At 69.5% G+C, this 14,599-nt stretch carries 14 protein-coding genes and 1 pseudogene; 7 read left to right on the top strand and 8 right to left on the bottom strand.

All coding sequences use genetic code 11. The annotated features are described in order from the left end of the window. The first annotated feature begins 179 nt into the window (after positions 1-179). Both AB0915_RS05140 and AB0915_RS05135 read left to right on the top strand, forming a co-directional pair. Positions 180-1,247: a LacI family DNA-binding transcriptional regulator gene (locus tag AB0915_RS05140; RefSeq protein WP_366689783.1), complete on the top strand. Its 1,068-nt coding sequence runs from the start codon at positions 180-182 to the stop codon at positions 1,245-1,247. A gap of 73 nt (positions 1,248-1,320) precedes the next feature. Further along, the gene (locus AB0915_RS05135; protein WP_366689782.1) at positions 1,321-2,256 is read left to right on the top strand and encodes a phosphatase PAP2 family protein; all 936 of its coding nucleotides are present in this window, start codon (positions 1,321-1,323) and stop codon (positions 2,254-2,256) included. A 46-nt stretch (positions 2,257-2,302) separates the two neighbouring features. Here the strand turns inward: AB0915_RS05135 and AB0915_RS05130 are convergent, their stop codons facing one another. Then, positions 2,303-5,293: a bifunctional [glutamine synthetase] adenylyltransferase/[glutamine synthetase]-adenylyl-L-tyrosine phosphorylase gene (locus AB0915_RS05130; protein ID WP_366689781.1), complete on the bottom strand. Its 2,991-nt coding sequence runs from the start codon at positions 5,291-5,293 to the stop codon at positions 2,303-2,305. 137 nt (positions 5,294-5,430) lie between these two features. Between AB0915_RS05130 and AB0915_RS05125 the strand changes: the two genes are divergently transcribed. Together AB0915_RS05125 and AB0915_RS05120 are read left to right on the top strand one after the other, a co-directional pair. Further along, positions 5,431-5,946: a pyridoxamine 5'-phosphate oxidase family protein gene (locus AB0915_RS05125; protein ID WP_366689780.1), complete on the top strand. Its 516-nt coding sequence runs from the start codon at positions 5,431-5,433 to the stop codon at positions 5,944-5,946. Between the two features lie 73 nt (positions 5,947-6,019). Then, complete coding sequence (locus AB0915_RS05120; protein ID WP_366689779.1) at positions 6,020-6,382, top strand: DUF6191 domain-containing protein; 363 nt, start codon at positions 6,020-6,022, stop codon at positions 6,380-6,382. A 30-nt stretch (positions 6,383-6,412) separates the two neighbouring features. Here the strand turns inward: AB0915_RS05120 and AB0915_RS05115 are convergent, their stop codons facing one another. Together AB0915_RS05115 and AB0915_RS05110 are read right to left on the bottom strand one after the other, a co-directional pair. After that, a complete protein-coding gene (locus tag AB0915_RS05115) occupies positions 6,413-7,225 on the bottom strand; it encodes a putative protein N(5)-glutamine methyltransferase (RefSeq protein WP_366689778.1) in 813 nt (270 codons plus the stop codon). Between the two features lie 211 nt (positions 7,226-7,436). Then, a complete protein-coding gene (locus AB0915_RS05110; protein ID WP_366689777.1) occupies positions 7,437-7,652 on the bottom strand; it encodes a hypothetical protein in 216 nt (71 codons plus the stop codon). A gap of 320 nt (positions 7,653-7,972) precedes the next feature. Between AB0915_RS05110 and AB0915_RS05105 the strand changes: the two genes are divergently transcribed. Beyond that, on the top strand, positions 7,973-8,494 hold the full coding sequence (locus AB0915_RS05105; RefSeq protein WP_366689776.1) for a hypothetical protein: 522 nt from the start codon (positions 7,973-7,975) through the stop codon (positions 8,492-8,494). 359 nt (positions 8,495-8,853) lie between these two features. Here AB0915_RS05105 and AB0915_RS05100 read toward each other — a convergent pair whose 3' ends face one another. Genes AB0915_RS05100 through AB0915_RS05085 form a run of 4 tightly spaced genes read right to left on the bottom strand, consistent with a single transcriptional unit; the run spans position 8,854 to position 11,933 of the window. Next, positions 8,854-9,708 carry a hypothetical protein gene (locus AB0915_RS05100; RefSeq protein ID WP_366689775.1) on the bottom strand — a complete coding sequence of 285 codons (855 nt, stop codon included), beginning with the start codon at positions 9,706-9,708 and terminating at the stop codon, positions 8,854-8,856. After that, positions 9,689-10,597, bottom strand: a complete 909-nt coding sequence (locus AB0915_RS05095) for an aldo/keto reductase (RefSeq protein WP_366689774.1) — start codon at positions 10,595-10,597, stop codon at positions 9,689-9,691. The genes AB0915_RS05100 and AB0915_RS05095 overlap by 20 nt, the downstream gene beginning before the upstream one ends. Beyond that, positions 10,594-11,781 (bottom strand): cupin domain-containing protein, encoded by a 1,188-nt coding sequence (locus tag AB0915_RS05090; protein WP_366689773.1) that lies wholly within the window; start codon positions 11,779-11,781, stop codon positions 10,594-10,596. Before AB0915_RS05090 ends, AB0915_RS05095 begins: the two co-directional genes overlap by 4 nt. 14 nt (positions 11,782-11,795) lie before the next feature. Next, positions 11,796-11,933, bottom strand: a complete 138-nt coding sequence (locus tag AB0915_RS05085) for a hypothetical protein (protein WP_366689772.1) — start codon at positions 11,931-11,933, stop codon at positions 11,796-11,798. Between the two features lie 615 nt (positions 11,934-12,548). On the opposite strand from AB0915_RS05085, the gene AB0915_RS05080 reads away from it, so the two are divergent. Then, positions 12,549-13,805: a helix-turn-helix transcriptional regulator gene (locus AB0915_RS05080; protein ID WP_366689771.1), complete on the top strand. Its 1,257-nt coding sequence runs from the start codon at positions 12,549-12,551 to the stop codon at positions 13,803-13,805. A 14-nt stretch (positions 13,806-13,819) separates the two neighbouring features. Continuing rightward, positions 13,820-14,185 (top strand): hypothetical protein, encoded by a 366-nt coding sequence (locus AB0915_RS05075; RefSeq protein ID WP_366689770.1) that lies wholly within the window; start codon positions 13,820-13,822, stop codon positions 14,183-14,185. Positions 14,186-14,461: 276 nt separating this feature from the next. On the opposite strand, the pseudogene AB0915_RS05070 reads toward AB0915_RS05075, so the two are convergent. Further along, positions 14,462-14,599 (bottom strand): annotated as a pseudogene (locus tag AB0915_RS05070) (YdcF family protein); the annotation flags it as partial.

The following is a 14,599-nucleotide window of genomic DNA, read 5'->3' as shown; positions in this document are numbered from 1 at the left end:
GGCGGCATGGCGCCCTCGCAAGTCCTTGCAAGATGTTGCGACAGCCGTGTCTGCGACGACGCTCCGGGACGAGGCCGCTCACCGGCGCGCGCGGTTGCCGCGCATGGCCGTACGGGTCCGGTCGCCCGATTCCTGCGCATGGTGGGCAATCCGACATACGCCCGGTACAGTCCACTTCCATGACCGCACGGCTTGCCGATATCGCAACTCAGGCGGGGGTCAGCGAAGCTACGGTCAGCCGTGTACTGAACGGCAAGCCCGGTGTTGCTGCGGCCACCCGCGAATCCGTACTCGCCGCGCTCGACGTCCTCGGCTACGAACGGCCGGTACGGCTGCGCAGGCGCAGCGCGGGGCTGGTCGGGCTGATCACGCCCGAGCTGGAGAACCCCATCTTCCCGGCGCTCGCCCAGGTGATCGGCCAGGCGCTGACCCGGCAGGGCTACACCCCGGTGCTGGCCACGCAGACGCCCGGCGGTTCCACCGAGGACGAGCTCACCGAGATGCTCGTCGACCGTGGCGTCTCCGGCATCATCTTCGTCTCGGGGCTGCACGCCGACACCTCGGCCGATATGCAGCGGTATGAGCAACTGCGCGCCCAGGGCGTCCCTTTCGTCCTGCTCAACGGATTCTCGCCGAAAGTCCGGGCGCCCTTCATCTCGCCCGACGACCGGGCGGCCATGCGGCTCGCGGTGACGCATCTGGTGTCACTCGGCCATCAGCGGATCGGTCTTGCGGTCGGACCCAAGCGTTTCGTTCCCGTACTCCGGAAGATCGAGGGCTTCCGCGCCACCGTGCAGGAGCAGTTGAACCTCACCTCGGACGAGGTGGAGGAACTGATTCAGCACTCGCTGTACACGCTGGAGGGCGGCCAGGCGGCCGCCTCCGCACTGATCGAGCGCGGGTGCACGGCGGTGGTGTGCGCGAGCGACATGATGGCGCTCGGAGCGATCCGGGCCGCGCGCAGGCTGTCGATGGAGGTGCCGCGCGACCTGTCGGTGGTCGGCTACGACGATTCGCCGCTCATAGCGTTCACCGATCCGCCGCTGACGACGATTCGGCAGCCGGTCACGGCGATGGGGCAGGCCGCGGTCCGCACCCTGCTCGAGGAGATCGGTGGCACACCGGCTCCGCACAGCGAGTTCGTCTTCATGCCGGAACTGGTCGTACGCGGTTCCACTGCCGCGGGCCCCGGCCCGGATCCGTCGTCCGCTTCCGGAATGGGCCCAGGGTCGCACACCCGCCCATAGGGTGCATCATGTGCAGCCGGAACCCAACGGGAGGATGATCGGGTAGAGGAACGCATCTGGCGAATCGATGCCTATGGGTGAATTGAGCGTGAAGTCACAGGAAGGCCGAACGGCGGTCCCCCCGTCCCCCATCGTGAACGAGGCGGCCCTTGAGGCGAAGCGGAACGACAGGCCGGCGAGACTGCGCTCGCTGCGGTCCCCCCGCAGGCCGCGCATCTGGTTCGAAGTCCTGCTGATCGCGGCCAGTTACTGGCTCTACTCACTGGTGCGCAACGCCGTCCCCGAGCAGAAGGCCGCGGCCCTGGCGAATGCCGACCGGCTCTGGTCGGTGGAGAGGTTCCTGGGCATCGCCGTCGAACAGACGGTCAACCACACGGTGAATTCCGTGACATGGCTGGTCATCTCGATGAACTACTACTACGCGACACTGCACTTCATCGTCACCATCGGTGTGCTGGTGTGGCTGTTCCGTTTCCATCCCGGCCGTTACGCGGCAGCGCGTCTGGCGCTGTTCGCAACGACGGGTGTCGCACTACTCGGTTACTACCTGTATCCGCTCGCACCGCCGCGTCTGATGAACGGCGGGCACTTCATCGACACCGTGCTGGTGCACCACACCTGGGGTTCGATGGCCTCGGGCAACTTCAAGAACATGTCGAACCAGTACGCGGCGATGCCGTCCATGCACATCGGCTGGTCGCTGTGGTGCGGGCTGACCGTCTTCGCGCTGGCGTCTGCGCCCTGGGCGCGGATCCTGGGCCTGCTCTACCCGGCAGTCACCCTGGTCGTGATCGTGTCGACCGCCAACCATTTCTGGCTCGACGCGATGGGCGGGACAGCCTGCCTGACGTTCGGTTTCGCGATGTCGTACGCCTGGTACGGGGCGCTGCCGCACCACCTCGCGAAGCGGGTACAGGTGCCGCGGGGGCGGGCACGCCTGGCAGGGCTGAGCGCGGGGATGCCGATCCGGGCGGGTCACCCGGCCACGGAGGCACCGGTGCACCGGTGAACACCTCCGGTTCTCCCTTGTGAGGACGCCTTTCCGCCACGTCCCCTCACGCCCCGTAGAACCGCTCCTCCACCACCGCGCGCGCCCGACGCGTGATCCGCCGGTAGTCGTCCAGCATGTCCCCCACGTGCCCCGGCTCGTACCCCAGGTATCGCCCCACCGCCGTCAGCTCCCGCGGCCCCGAAGGGAACGTGTCCGCCGGGCGTCCGCGCACCAGCATCACCGCGTTGCGCACCCGGGTCGCCAGGACCCACGCCTCGTCCAGCGTCTGTGCGTCCTCGCCGGAGATCAGTTCCGCCGCGCACGCCGCGGCCAGCGCCTCGCGCGTGCGGGTCGTGCGCAGCCCCGGTTCCACCCAGCCGTGCTGCATCTGCAACAGCTGGACCGTCCACTCGACGTCGCTCAGCCCGCCCCGCCCCAGCTTCGTGTGGAGCGTCGGGTCGGCGCCGCGTGGCATCCGTTCGGACTCCATCCTGGCCTTGAGGCGGCGGATCTCGCGGACCGCGTCCTCCCCCAGCCCCTCCATCGGGTAGCGCAGGGGATCGATCAGTTCGACGAAGTCGCGGCCGAGCTCCGCGTCACCCGCCATGGGTTCGGCGCGCAGCAGGGCCTGGCTCTCCCAGACCAGCGACCAGCGCCGGTAGTACGCGTCGTACGACTTCAATGTGCGCACCAACGGTCCGCTCTTGCCCTCCGGCCGCAGATCCGCGTCGATGAGCAGTGGCGGGTCGGCAGTGGGCAGCTGCAGCAGTCTGCGCATTTCGGCGACGACGGTGTTGGCGGCCCGGGTCGCCTCCTGCTCGTCGACGCCCTCCCTCGGTGTGTGCACGAACAGGACGTCGGCGTCGGAACCGTAACCGAGTTCATGACCACCGAAGCGACCCATGCCGATGACGGCGAACCGGGTGGGAAGGGTGTCACCCCACTGTTCGCGTACAGCGGCGCGCAGCGCGCCCGCGATGGTGACCGCGTTCAGGTCCGTGACCGCGTTACCGACCCGGTCGACGAGTGCGCCGTGGTCGAGTTCCGCAGGGTTCTCCTCCGTACCGTACGAGCCGATGAGGTCCGCCGCCGCCGTACGGAACAGTTCGCGCCGTCGCACGCCACGGACCACCGCAACCGCCGACTCGGCGCCCTCGGCCCGCCCCACCGCGGCCAGCACCTCCTGCTCCAGGTGATTCCGGCTCCGCGGCTTCAGCCCCTGCGGGTCGCCGAGGATCGCCACCGCCTCGGGCGCCCGCAGCAGCAGGTCGGGGGCGAGCCGGCCGGCCGACAGGACGCGGGCGAGGTTCTCCGCCGCCGCGCCCTCGTCGCGCAGCAGCCGCAGGTACCAGGGGGTCTTGCCGAGCGCGTCGGACACCTTGCGGAAGCCGAGGAGCCCGGCGTCCGGGTCGGCGGAGTCCGCGAACCAGCCGAGCAGCACCGGTAGCAGCGTCCGCTGGATCGCCGCCTTGCGGGACACCCCGGACGACAGCGCCTCCAGGTGCCGGAGCGCGGCGGCCGGATCGGCGTATCCGAGCGCTTCGAGCCGGACGCCGGCGGCCTTCGCGCTGAGCCGGGTCTCGCCGGGTGCCAGCTGGGCGACGGCGTCCAGCAGCGGCCGGTAGAACAGTTTCTCGTGCAGCCGCCGCACCACGGACGTGTGCCGCTTCCACGCCTGGTTGATCTCGGCGATGGGGTCCGTACGCATCCCGAGGGAGCGCCCGAGCCGCCGCAGGTCCGACTCGTCCTCGGGCACGAGGTGGGTGCGGCGCAGCCGGTAGAGCTGGATGCGGTGCTCCATGGCGCGCAGGAAGCGGTACGCGTCGTCGAACTGCGCGGCGTCCACCCGGCCGACGTAACCGCCCCCGGCGAGCGCCCGCAGGGCGTCCAGGGTCGAGCCGCTGTGCAGGGACGCGTCGCTGCGGCCGTGCACGAGCTGCAGCAGCTGTACGGCGAACTCGACGTCCCGCAGCCCGCCGGGCCCGAGCTTGATCTCGCGGTCGACGCGGTCCGCGGGGATGTTGTCGACGACGCGGCGGCGCATCTTCTGTACGTCGCCGACGAAATTCTCCCGGTCAGCTGCCTGCCAGACCATCGGCGAGACGGCTTCGACGTACTCCGCGCCCAGTTCGGGGTCTCCGGCCACCGGCCGGGCCTTGAGCAGCGCCTGGAACTCCCAGGTCTTGGCCCAGCGCTGGTAGTACGCGACATGTGAGGAGAGCGTCCGTACCAGCGGTCCGTTGCGGCCCTCGGGCCGGAGGTTGGCGTCGACCGGCCAGATGGTGCCCTCGACGGTCGTCTCGGAGCAGATCCGCATCATGTGCGCGGCCAGCCGGGTGGCGGCCTGGACGGCCTTGCTCTCCTCCGAGCTGTCGACAGGTTCCGCCACGAAGATGACGTCGACGTCGGAGACGTAGTTCAGTTCGTGTCCGCCGCACTTGCCCATCGCAATGACCGCCAGCCGGCACAGCGCGGCGTCGGCGGGTGCGGCCGTCCGGGCGATGGCGAGCGCGGCCCGCAGGGTCGCGGTCGCCAGGTCGGCGAGTTCGGCGGCGGTCTCGGCGACGTCCGTCGTACCGCACACATCCCGGGCCGCTATGGCCAGCAGACACCGGCGGTAGGCGATGCGCAGCGTGTCCGGGTCGCGGGCGTCCCCGAGCTCGTGCTCGAATTCGGCGACCCCGGGGTGCAGGTCCGTCGCCTCGTACATGACGAGCGCCTGCCAGTGGCGGGGGTGCCGGGCCAGATGGTCGCCGAGCGCCTCGGACGCCCCGAGCACCCCGAGCAGCCGGTCCCGCAGCGGCTTGGCGGAGACGAGCGTGTCCAGCAGCATCTGCCGCTCGTCGGCGTCCTCCGCCTCCACCAGCCGGACGAGTCCGCGCAGCGCCAGATCGGGGTCGGCGGTCGCCCCGAGCGCGTCGAGCAGCACCGGATCGGTGCGTACGGACGCCAGCGCGGGCAGGTCGAGCAGCCGCTCGGCGGCGGCGGGGTCGGTGAAACCGTGCCGCAGCAGTCGGGTGAACGTACTGCTTCTGCGCCCCGGCACCGTCGTCATTCCGTGCTCTCCTGCTCGCCGCCCGTTCCCATCCCAGCATTCCGAGCCTAGCCCGGCGCCGATGAATTCGTAGCGCGTGCGCCGTCCATACTTCGCAGGCACGATCGCTTGCAGAACCTGTATCAGGAGGCGCGACCATGGCCGGACCCGAACCCGTCACCGAGTTGCATCACGAGTACAGCGAGAAGGGGGCCACTGCCCGCCCGTGGTCGGAAGCCGTGGGTGTGCTGACGCGGGCAGAAGTGTTCTGGCTGTCCACGGTCCGCCCGGACGGTCGCCCGCACGTCACTCCGCTGATCGGGCTATGGACGGACGGCGCGCTGCACTTCTGCACGGGCCCGACGGAGCGCAAGGCGCGGAACCTGGCGGAGAACCCGGAGGTCGTGCTGACAACCGGCACCAACACGCTGTCCCGGGGCTTCGACGTGGTGGTCGAGGGCCGGGCGGTCCCGGTGACGGACGAACCCCGGCTGACCCGGCTGGCGAAGCTCTGGGAGGAGAAGTACGGCGCGGACTGGCACTTCGAGGTCCACGCGGGCGCGTTCGCGAACGCTGCGGGCGGCCGGGCCGAGGTGTTCGGGGTGACCCCGCGCAAGGCATTCGGCTTCGGCAAGGGAGAGCCGTACAGCCAGACGCGCTGGCTCTTCGGCTGAGCGCCGGCGCCTGGCGCAGGCCCGCGCAGCGGAACCGCGCGGGCCGCCAGGGCGTTGGCGGAACATGGTGATGATGTCGAGTCTGCTGTTCATGGCCGTACTGGTCATGGTGCCATTCCTGTTGGCATCAGCCCGTTATGTGGTCGTCCGCACCGGCCGCCCCGACTGGTTACGCCGCATCCTCGCGGCGCGCACCCCTCGTCACGGGCTGGGCGTGGGGGCCTCGGTCGCCGACGAACTGCACGCGTTCCTGAATTCGGCCAAGCGCGTGCAGATCGAGCACCGGGTGGAGGAGCAGGTCCTCAAGGACGACGCCCCGGACGGCGCACCGCCCCGGATGGGGGTGGATCTGGACACGGGGACGGCCGTGTTCCACGCCGGTCCCGTACCACCGCAGTCCAGGGGGAAGCACGCCGACGGATCAGGCGGCGCCTGAGCGGGAACCGCTCAGGCGCCCCGGAACCGGCTACCTGCCGTTGCCGGCAACGGGCTTCGTACCGATGACGACGGTCGCGTACAGCTCGTCGGAGGTGACCACCCGCGCAATCAGCCCGCTCCGGGCGACGGTCTCCTCGGCCCGCGCCGCCTGCCGTTCGCTCGTCTCGACCAGCAGATGCCCGCCCGGCGCCAGCCACCGAGGCGCCTCGGCAGTCACTCTGCGCAGCACGTCGAGCCCGTCACCCCCACCGTCGAGCGCCACCCTCGGTTCATGGACCCGGGCCTCCGCGGGCAGGAGTTCGACGTCCTCGCTGGGTACGTACGGCACATTGGCGAGCAGAATCCCGACGCGGCCATGCAGCGAGGCGGGCAGCGGTTCGAAGAGGTCACCCTCGTACACCTCCCCCACGCCGGCGACATTGCGGCGCGCGCACCGCACCGCGGCGGGTTCGACATCACTGGAGTGCAGCTCGACCACGTCCAGGGCGGCGGCGAGCGCGGCGCCCAGCGCACCAGAACCGCAGCACAGATCGACGACGACGGCGGGTCCGTCCGAGGGACGGACGAGGCCGACAGCCTGGTCGACAAGGAATTCGGTACGGCGCCGGGGGACGAAGACACCGGGGTCCACGCTGATCCGCAGACCGCGGAACTCGGCCCAGCCCAGGACGTGTTCGAGGGGGAGCCCGGCTGTCCGCCGTTCGACCATGGCCGCGAGTTCGGCCGGGTCCACGGCTGTGGAGAGGATCAACTCCGCCTCGTCCTCGGCGAATACACAGCCGGCGGCGCGAAGTCTGGTGACGATGACGGAGTAAGGGAGCGGTGTCGAGGAAAGCGACATGGAGCGGAGCCTTTCGGAATGCCGATGGGTGCTCCGCGGTCCGCCTATACCGGTCCGACCACGCAATCGTGAGAGGTGAGCACCCAGCCTGATACAGCGGTAATGGGTCTCACCTCCTCAATCCGTCCCCGTGCTGGGGTCGGTAACACTACCTGAATCGAGTCCCGGTGCCTGCCACGGGCCGGGCCGGGCGGTACGCGTGGACGGGCGGTCACGAGCGGCGGCCGCCACCGCCGTCGTAGAACCGGTTGTGGACCGCCACAGAGGTGTTGTTCGCGCGGGTGTGCCGGATCGCTTCGCGATGCTGCCGCTCGATCTGCTGGCCGTCGAAGTTCTCGGTCCTGCGCCGCGATTTCAGCTGCAGTTTGACGATGAGCGCGACGATTAACGCCAGCAGCCCGCCGAGCAGCATGAGCACGTGTGCCATGAATCCCCCGTGTCTGATCAGACCTTCTGTCCGCAGTGTCGCCCACAGGACACACGTCGTCCAGAGTTCAGGAGTTCGGGGCCGAAGTTGCGCGGGTTCTCCACAGCCGTGCCCGATCCTCAGCCTCGCCCGATCCTCGGGACACCAGTGCCGGCCGGAGGCAAGAGGGGCCGTCAGTGGTCGTCGTTGATCACCCCGACGGCTCAACCGGTCCAGCTTGATCCTGACTGCTGGTGGTGTCGGCGCGCATCCGCTCCGGGCCCGGAGCGAGCCGCAGCGGTGCAATGGCGGGATCCGGCCTCTCTTGCGATCCTGGGCAGGTGGCACACCGCACCTCTCCGGATGAACCGAACGCCCGTCAACCGCCCGATACGGTCCGGACCGACTACACGGGCGCGATCTACGGTTCGCTCCTGGCCGCATCAGTGGTGGCCGGGGCCAGCACGCTCGGCCACTATCCGCGCTTTGAGCTCGTGGTGCTTCTGCTGTGCACCGGTGGGGTGTTCTGGGCCGCGCACGTCTACGCCGATTTTGTCGGAGACCGGTTGAGGCACGAGGCCATGACGTGGCGGGAGATCCGCCATGTCTGCGCTCGCGAGTGGCCGATCGTGCAGTCGGCCTTCCTGCCGGCCGCCGCTGTCGCGACCAGTCCGTTCCTGGGCCTGGGTCTCGAAGGGGCGGCTTGGCTCGCGCTGGGCGTCGCTGTGGCCCAGCAGGTCAGCTGGGCCAGTGCTGCTGTCATCCGGGTCGGCGCCTCTCGCGGTGCGGTGGCATCCGTCGCTGCCGTCAACCTGGTGCTCGGGCTGATCATCGTGGCCGCCAAGGTCGCGCTCCAGCACTGAGTTCTTGAAAACCGTCGCGACGCGAGTCACCGTCGGTTCACATCCCACACCCACCGCAGCAGCTCAGTGAAGCCGCTGATCAGAAGGGGTGCCCCGACCAGGGCACCTCTTCGTCGTGTGGCCCTGTCTCACCAAGGATCGCACCTGCGCCGTCTTGGATCGTCGTGTGTGGACCGGGCATGGACCACGATCAGCAGCGCAATCGCTTGCCCCAGACCGGCCAAAGCCGCTCCGGCTGGCCGCGAGGTCGCCTGGCGCCGGTCACCCGCCAACTCTCCAAGAAGGGGGCGAACTTTCACGCACATGGCCCCGGCGCGGGATGAGCACGCCAGGGCCATGGGGAAGGAAGAGGACAGGAGTCAGACATTGACCTCAGCGGGAGCCGAGACCGGTGGCCGGACCCCGGTCAGTTCCTCGGCCCGGTCGAGGAGGCGGGGGGCCAGCTCGGGGTAGAAGCCGCGGGCGACGGCCTGGAGAAGTTCGGCAAGTGCGGCCAGCTCACCGATACGGCCTGCTGGCGTGTTCAGGACCTCGGCGAAATCGGTCCGGATGCGCTTGGCGACGGCGGGCACGAGGAGGCTGTGAGCGTGGAGAAGTCCCGGGTCGTAACCGACGGGGACGCGGCCCCAGCGCTCCCAGTCCAGGAGCGTCAGCGGCGGTCCGGTGATGTTGCCCCAGTGCAGGTCACCGTGGCCGGTGACGCGTTCGATCCTCGCCGGGGCAGGGATGCCGAGAAACTGAGGGAAGGCCCGCTCAATCCAGGAGTCCCGGACCGTCTCCTTGACGCCCTTCACTCTGGCCAGGCGGTCAAGGGAGCGCCGCAGTAGCCCCCACCACTGCTCAGGGAGAGCGGGGTCGCGGATGAGATCCGCCCGCGCGGGTGAGACCACCGGATGCGGCACGAGGTCCAGGACCTCGGACTGAAACGACCACTCGCCGTCCACCCAGTCGTGGACGCCGTGCACCGCCGGACGAGGCACGGCATGAGGGACGAGGAGGGAGGCACCCACGACTCCTTCCCCATGCGTGCGCCCGGCGTTCTTCGCCAGGCTGCGGCTGACCCGAAGCCAGTAGTCGCCCGATCGGCGGCCCAGCGTGAACCCGGCGAAGCCCCACGCCGGAGGGCCGGTGCAGGTGAGCCCTACAGCCTGGGCTGCGTGGTCGTGCGCGGCCTCCATGAGGGCTCGGATGCCCTCATCCGGTGGCGAGTTCATCGGTCACTCTCCTGAGCTGTTCGGCAGCGAGGGGCGAGGCCAGAGCCTTGGCAGCGTCGTCCCAGTGATCACGTCTTGTGGTGGAGACCAGCACGAAGTCCAGGGCCGGGCAGGACGCGGCGGCCAGGACTCCGGCGGCGCCGGCCGACAGCCCGGGGCAGATCAGATCCACCAGTTCGGGTGTCATCGCATCCAGCAGTTCGCCGCCGTGCAGCGGGGCGGAGCCGAACGTGATCAGCCCGGCGTCCTTCGCCTGCACCAGCGGACCGCCGCCGCCCAGGGCCTGCGTGATCGGGGTGTCATCGATCAGGCTGACGGGCATCTGTACCGCGATCAGATGGTGATCGGAGGAGCCCGCAGCCTCCCGGCTGAGCGCCAGCAGCTCCGGCACACTGAAGGCTCCTTCCCGCAGGCCCGACCAGGTAGCCACCCCATAGCCGAGGATGTTGCCCTCCTGGGCCTGGTCCTCCAGGGCGGTGAACGCCTCCCTCAGCCGCCAGTGCATCACTGCCCGTTCTACGCCGCGACCAGCCCGTTCAGGGTTGTGGACGAACACCAAGTCCACATGGCCGAGGAGGTCCAGTGCTTCTTCCACCTGGTAGCCGACGAACGTGGGGTCGAGGCAATGGCCGGCGGAGACGTCGTGCTCGGTGAGGACGCCCCGCCCGAGAGCCACTCGCCCCTGGCCGCGCGTGAAGAAGCCGGTCTTCGTGGCGACGAGCGGAGCGCTGGGGGACTCCCGCAAGACCGAGCCGAGGTCGTGGAGCGCCTGACCGTCGCTGTAGTTCGGCGCGGTATCGATCCACGGCGTCCCGGCCTCCACGGCCATGCGAGCCGCTTTCTGAACATCTCGGACACGGTAGGTGCCCAATGCCAGGGCCGCCGTCACAGCCCCGTCCCCACGACGGCGACGGCCTGGCCCTCGATGAGGACCCAGACCAGTTCGGCCACGGCTTTGACCTCCAACCCGGCGGAGGCGGCGAGGTCCCGCAGGGTCGCCGGCCGACCGAGCAGCAGCGTGCGAAGGACCGGCGAGGCGGAGTCCGCGAAGTCCCAGGCCGTTCCGGCCGCCGAGAACGTGACCGTGCTGTGCCCGTCGTTCTCCGTGACGCGCGCCCGTGGGGCGGTGAGCCGTACGGAGATCTCCGGCGCTGCGGGGAGCCCGTTCACGTACGGCAAGGACGGGATGGCGTGCCCCAGGTCGGTCGTGTCGATGGACTCCGCCCAGCGCTCGATCAGCCGGGGATCGGCCAGGATGTCGACCACCTCGCGGCGTACAGCGTCGATGAAGTCCGACTGTTCCGGCAGGGAGGCGAAGCGCGGGATGTCCGCACGGAGGGCGAACGTGGCCCGGAGTTGGTCCACAGCCCAGAGCATGAGATCGGCGCCGGTGTGCGGGACCATGCCGAAGGTCAGGTGGAGGGATTCCGTGCCCTGGTCGGCGGCGACCGCGTGCCACCAGCCGCGCGGCAGGTAGAGCACGTCACCGGCCGAGAGCACGATGTCCGCCACCGGATCGTCCTCCGGCTGGTCCGGCGATTCGACGTCCCGGAAGGTGGGGGCCTGGCGGGTGGCCCCGTACAGGCGCCAGCGCTTTGAGCCGCGCAGATGCACGACCACGACGTCGTGGTCGTCCCAGTGGAGACCGAAGCCCTCCCGCTCGGTCCAGGAGGCGTATGCGTTGGCCTGCACGGGGGTGCCGAGGAAGCGTTCCAGACCCTCGGCCGCCGCCCCCACGGCGGGGTGGATCTTCTCTACCGCGTCCAGGACCAGCGAGGCGCCGTCCTTGAGCTGGGTGTGCAGCTCGGCCGGCTGGATGCGGGACCAGGTCACTGCGCGGCGGTTGGTCGTCGGGACCGCGTAGCGGTGCAGCGGTACCGTCTCGCCGTCGGCCGACAGGCGAAGCCGAGGCGGCTCCAGGCGCTGCGTGGCGATGATTCGGTTCAGGTCGTCCCAGGTGAACAGGCGCGCCACGTCGGCGGCGCCGGGGAAGTGCGCGTAGGAGCGGTGGTACGTCTGGGCGAGGAACGTGTCCCCGCCCAGACGCCCCGCCCACGAGGCGGCATCAAGCATCGTGGGCGGCCCCGTCAGTCGTTGCCGTCGGAACGGCCGCTGCTGACGTCGGACTCCTGCTCGGCGCGGGTCCGCGCCGCGACGATCTTCCGCTTCGCGACGAGCAGGCCACCCCCCTCGGCGGCCACGGAGCCGGTGTTCTCTTCCACCATCGAACTTTCCTCTCTACTCGGGGAACTCCCGCCGGATGCCCGGCGGGAAGACTGAGGTCGGCCCGCTACGACATGGCGTAGATGCCGACGGCGTACAGGCACACGGAGCCGATCACCATCACGAGGTAAAAGAGCCCGGTGTACCGCCCGAAGCGGCGCAGAATCCATCTGCCTTAAGCCGCTTACCGCAGCAAGTCCGGGACGGCGGGCATCGCGTGGAGGGCTCGGGCTGACAGGGCTGATGATTCACCGCAGCGCGGGCACTCGCACGGCGGGAAGCGGCCGGGCGAGGACAGGATGGCCAGCGGCTCACCCTCCCGGACGCGGGTGGGCTGCGACCACGAGCGGCCGGAGTCCCGTGAGACACGAAGGGTCATGAGAACGCGACCCTCGGCCTCGGAGTCCAGTGAGCGGGAGGCACCGCCCAATCCGTCACCTTGACCGCTGTCGAGCGTTGCCATATCTGCACCCTTCCGTAGTCCCGTGCCCACGTCGTTCGCGACAACACCCAGGAAACATCGCCGAGTCGGGAGCCTCCACGGCATCCATGCGGCAGGCTTGACGCAGATCCGTGCACGGGAGCCGAGGGGTCCAAAGTCACGGGAAGGGGGCGTCATGGGACTGGCGGAACGGCGCAGGACCCTGGGTTACAGTCAGGAGAAATTGGCTGAGTTGCTTGGCGTGGACCGCACAACGGTCGGGCGCTGGGAGAGCGGCAAGATCGCACCGCAGCCACCTCAGCGGCCCGGCTTGGCCGCCGCCCTCGAGATCAGCCTTCAAGAGCTTGATGCCCTTCTGAGACCGCCACGAGCCGAGGATCAGGGGGCCGCAGGGCAGAAGTCCAGTGACCACCCGAGCACGGGAGACCCCGACGAGATGATCCGCCGCGAATTCCTCCGCATCCTGACCGTCAGCGGGGCGCTGACCGCCTTATCGTTCGACGAGGCGGAGGCCGTTGCCGACGGCGTGCGTAGGGGCAGCCCGGCGGACTTCGCCCGAATGAACAGCCACCTATGGCAGGTGTACCAGCTCGCACGGTCCAAGAGGTCGGTCTACCCCGTCGTCCGCGATCAACTGGCCACGCTGAACGAGGCCCTGGCCGGTGGCAGCCGGGATGGCTCCCTCCCGCTCCTCAACGCGGCAGCCGACCTGTTCCAGCTAGCCGGGGAGGTCGCGTACGACGCCAACCGGTACACCGACGCGGCCGCCTCTTATGCACTCGCGGCGTCCGTCAGCAAGGAGGCCGGAGCCTACGACCTGTGGGCCTGCGCGCTCGTACGCCATGGCTACGTGGACATGTCCGAACAGAGGTACCAGCAGGCGGCTGAGGTCCTTGGCGCGGCGGAACGCATCGCGGCGCGAGGAAACAAGAGCCTGGCCACCCGGCATTGGGTGGCGTCGGTGCAGGCGGAGGTACGCGCCGGCCTCGGAGACCTGACAGGGTGCGAGCGAGCGCTCGCCCAGGCCGAGGAAGTCCAGAACCTCGCCGATGACAGCACGAACAGCGGGTGGCTCCGGTTCGACGGCGCCCGGTTGGCTGAGGAGCGCGGAGCACGGTACGTACAGCTCGGCCGCCTCGATCTGGCAGAGGAGACACTGAAGCAGGCACTGGACCAGACGGCGCTTGCTTCCGGCCACTCGTACCGGCGAAGAGGGGCCGTACTGGCCGACCTGGCCGTCATCGGGGCGAAGCGCCGTGACCCGGCCCAGGTGGTGACGTACGCCCGCGAAGCCCTTGACCTGGCCCACGCGTCTTCGTCGGGGTACGTCGCCCGTAGACTCCAAAGCCTGTGCGACGAGTTCGGCCCCCTGAGCCGGGACCACCGCGTAGTGGAGCTGGGGGCGGAGATCGCCACGCTGAGGACGCCGTGACGAGAGGGGTTGGCATGTCGCAAACCGAAGGCGCACGACTGTTCCGGGAAGCCTGGATCGAGGGAGTGCACCAGCACTTCCCCGGCGAGCCGAAAGCGGGCTACGTGACCCCGTGGGGGGACACGCCGCAGTGGGAACGCGAGGCCGCAGGCTCCGTATACGAGCAGGTCCGCCAGTTCATCGAGATCAGCGACGGCAAGACGGCCAGGCTGTCCCGCGAGCAGAAGAGCCGGTTCGTCGCAACGTGCTGGACGGCCCAGATGTTCAAGCACTTCGAGGACCCGAAGTCGGGCTACGTGGCGGACTGGCCCGACCTCCCTTCCTGGCAGCAGGAGACGGACGCGGACATTTTCGAGGCCATCGAGAAGGCGTTCAGCTGACCACCCCTACTACTCGGCCTAGCCCAGCGCACGCCCCCGAGTCCGATGCGGACCGGGGGTGTGTTGTCTGTGGAAGATTCAGATCACCCGGACACCGGCCCTGTCTGAGCATCTGCCCCGCGGCACGTGATTGGCCAGTGGACCAGGTGTGGACCGCCAGTGGCTATGAGTGCTGCCCCAGAGGTGGGGGAACGCGCAGGTCATGCAGGCCGAAGACGCTGCCCGCAGCACCCTCTGGAAAACCGTCGCGACGCGAGTCACCGTCGGTTCACATCGCATCCGCTCACTCGCAGTTCGGCTCGTGGCACCCGTGAAGACGATCAGCGGCATCATGCCGCACCGGTACAGGTCGACCGTCACTTCGGCCACGCCCAGTGCCCCTCCCGGCAAGCTCTGCCCCGTCGCACCGCCCAG

This window comes from Streptomyces sp. NPDC048411 (genome assembly GCF_040704695.1).
In the GTDB taxonomy this organism is placed as follows: domain Bacteria; phylum Actinomycetota; class Actinomycetes; order Streptomycetales; family Streptomycetaceae; genus Streptomyces.
This window is presented reverse-complemented; position numbering and strand designations above follow the sequence as displayed.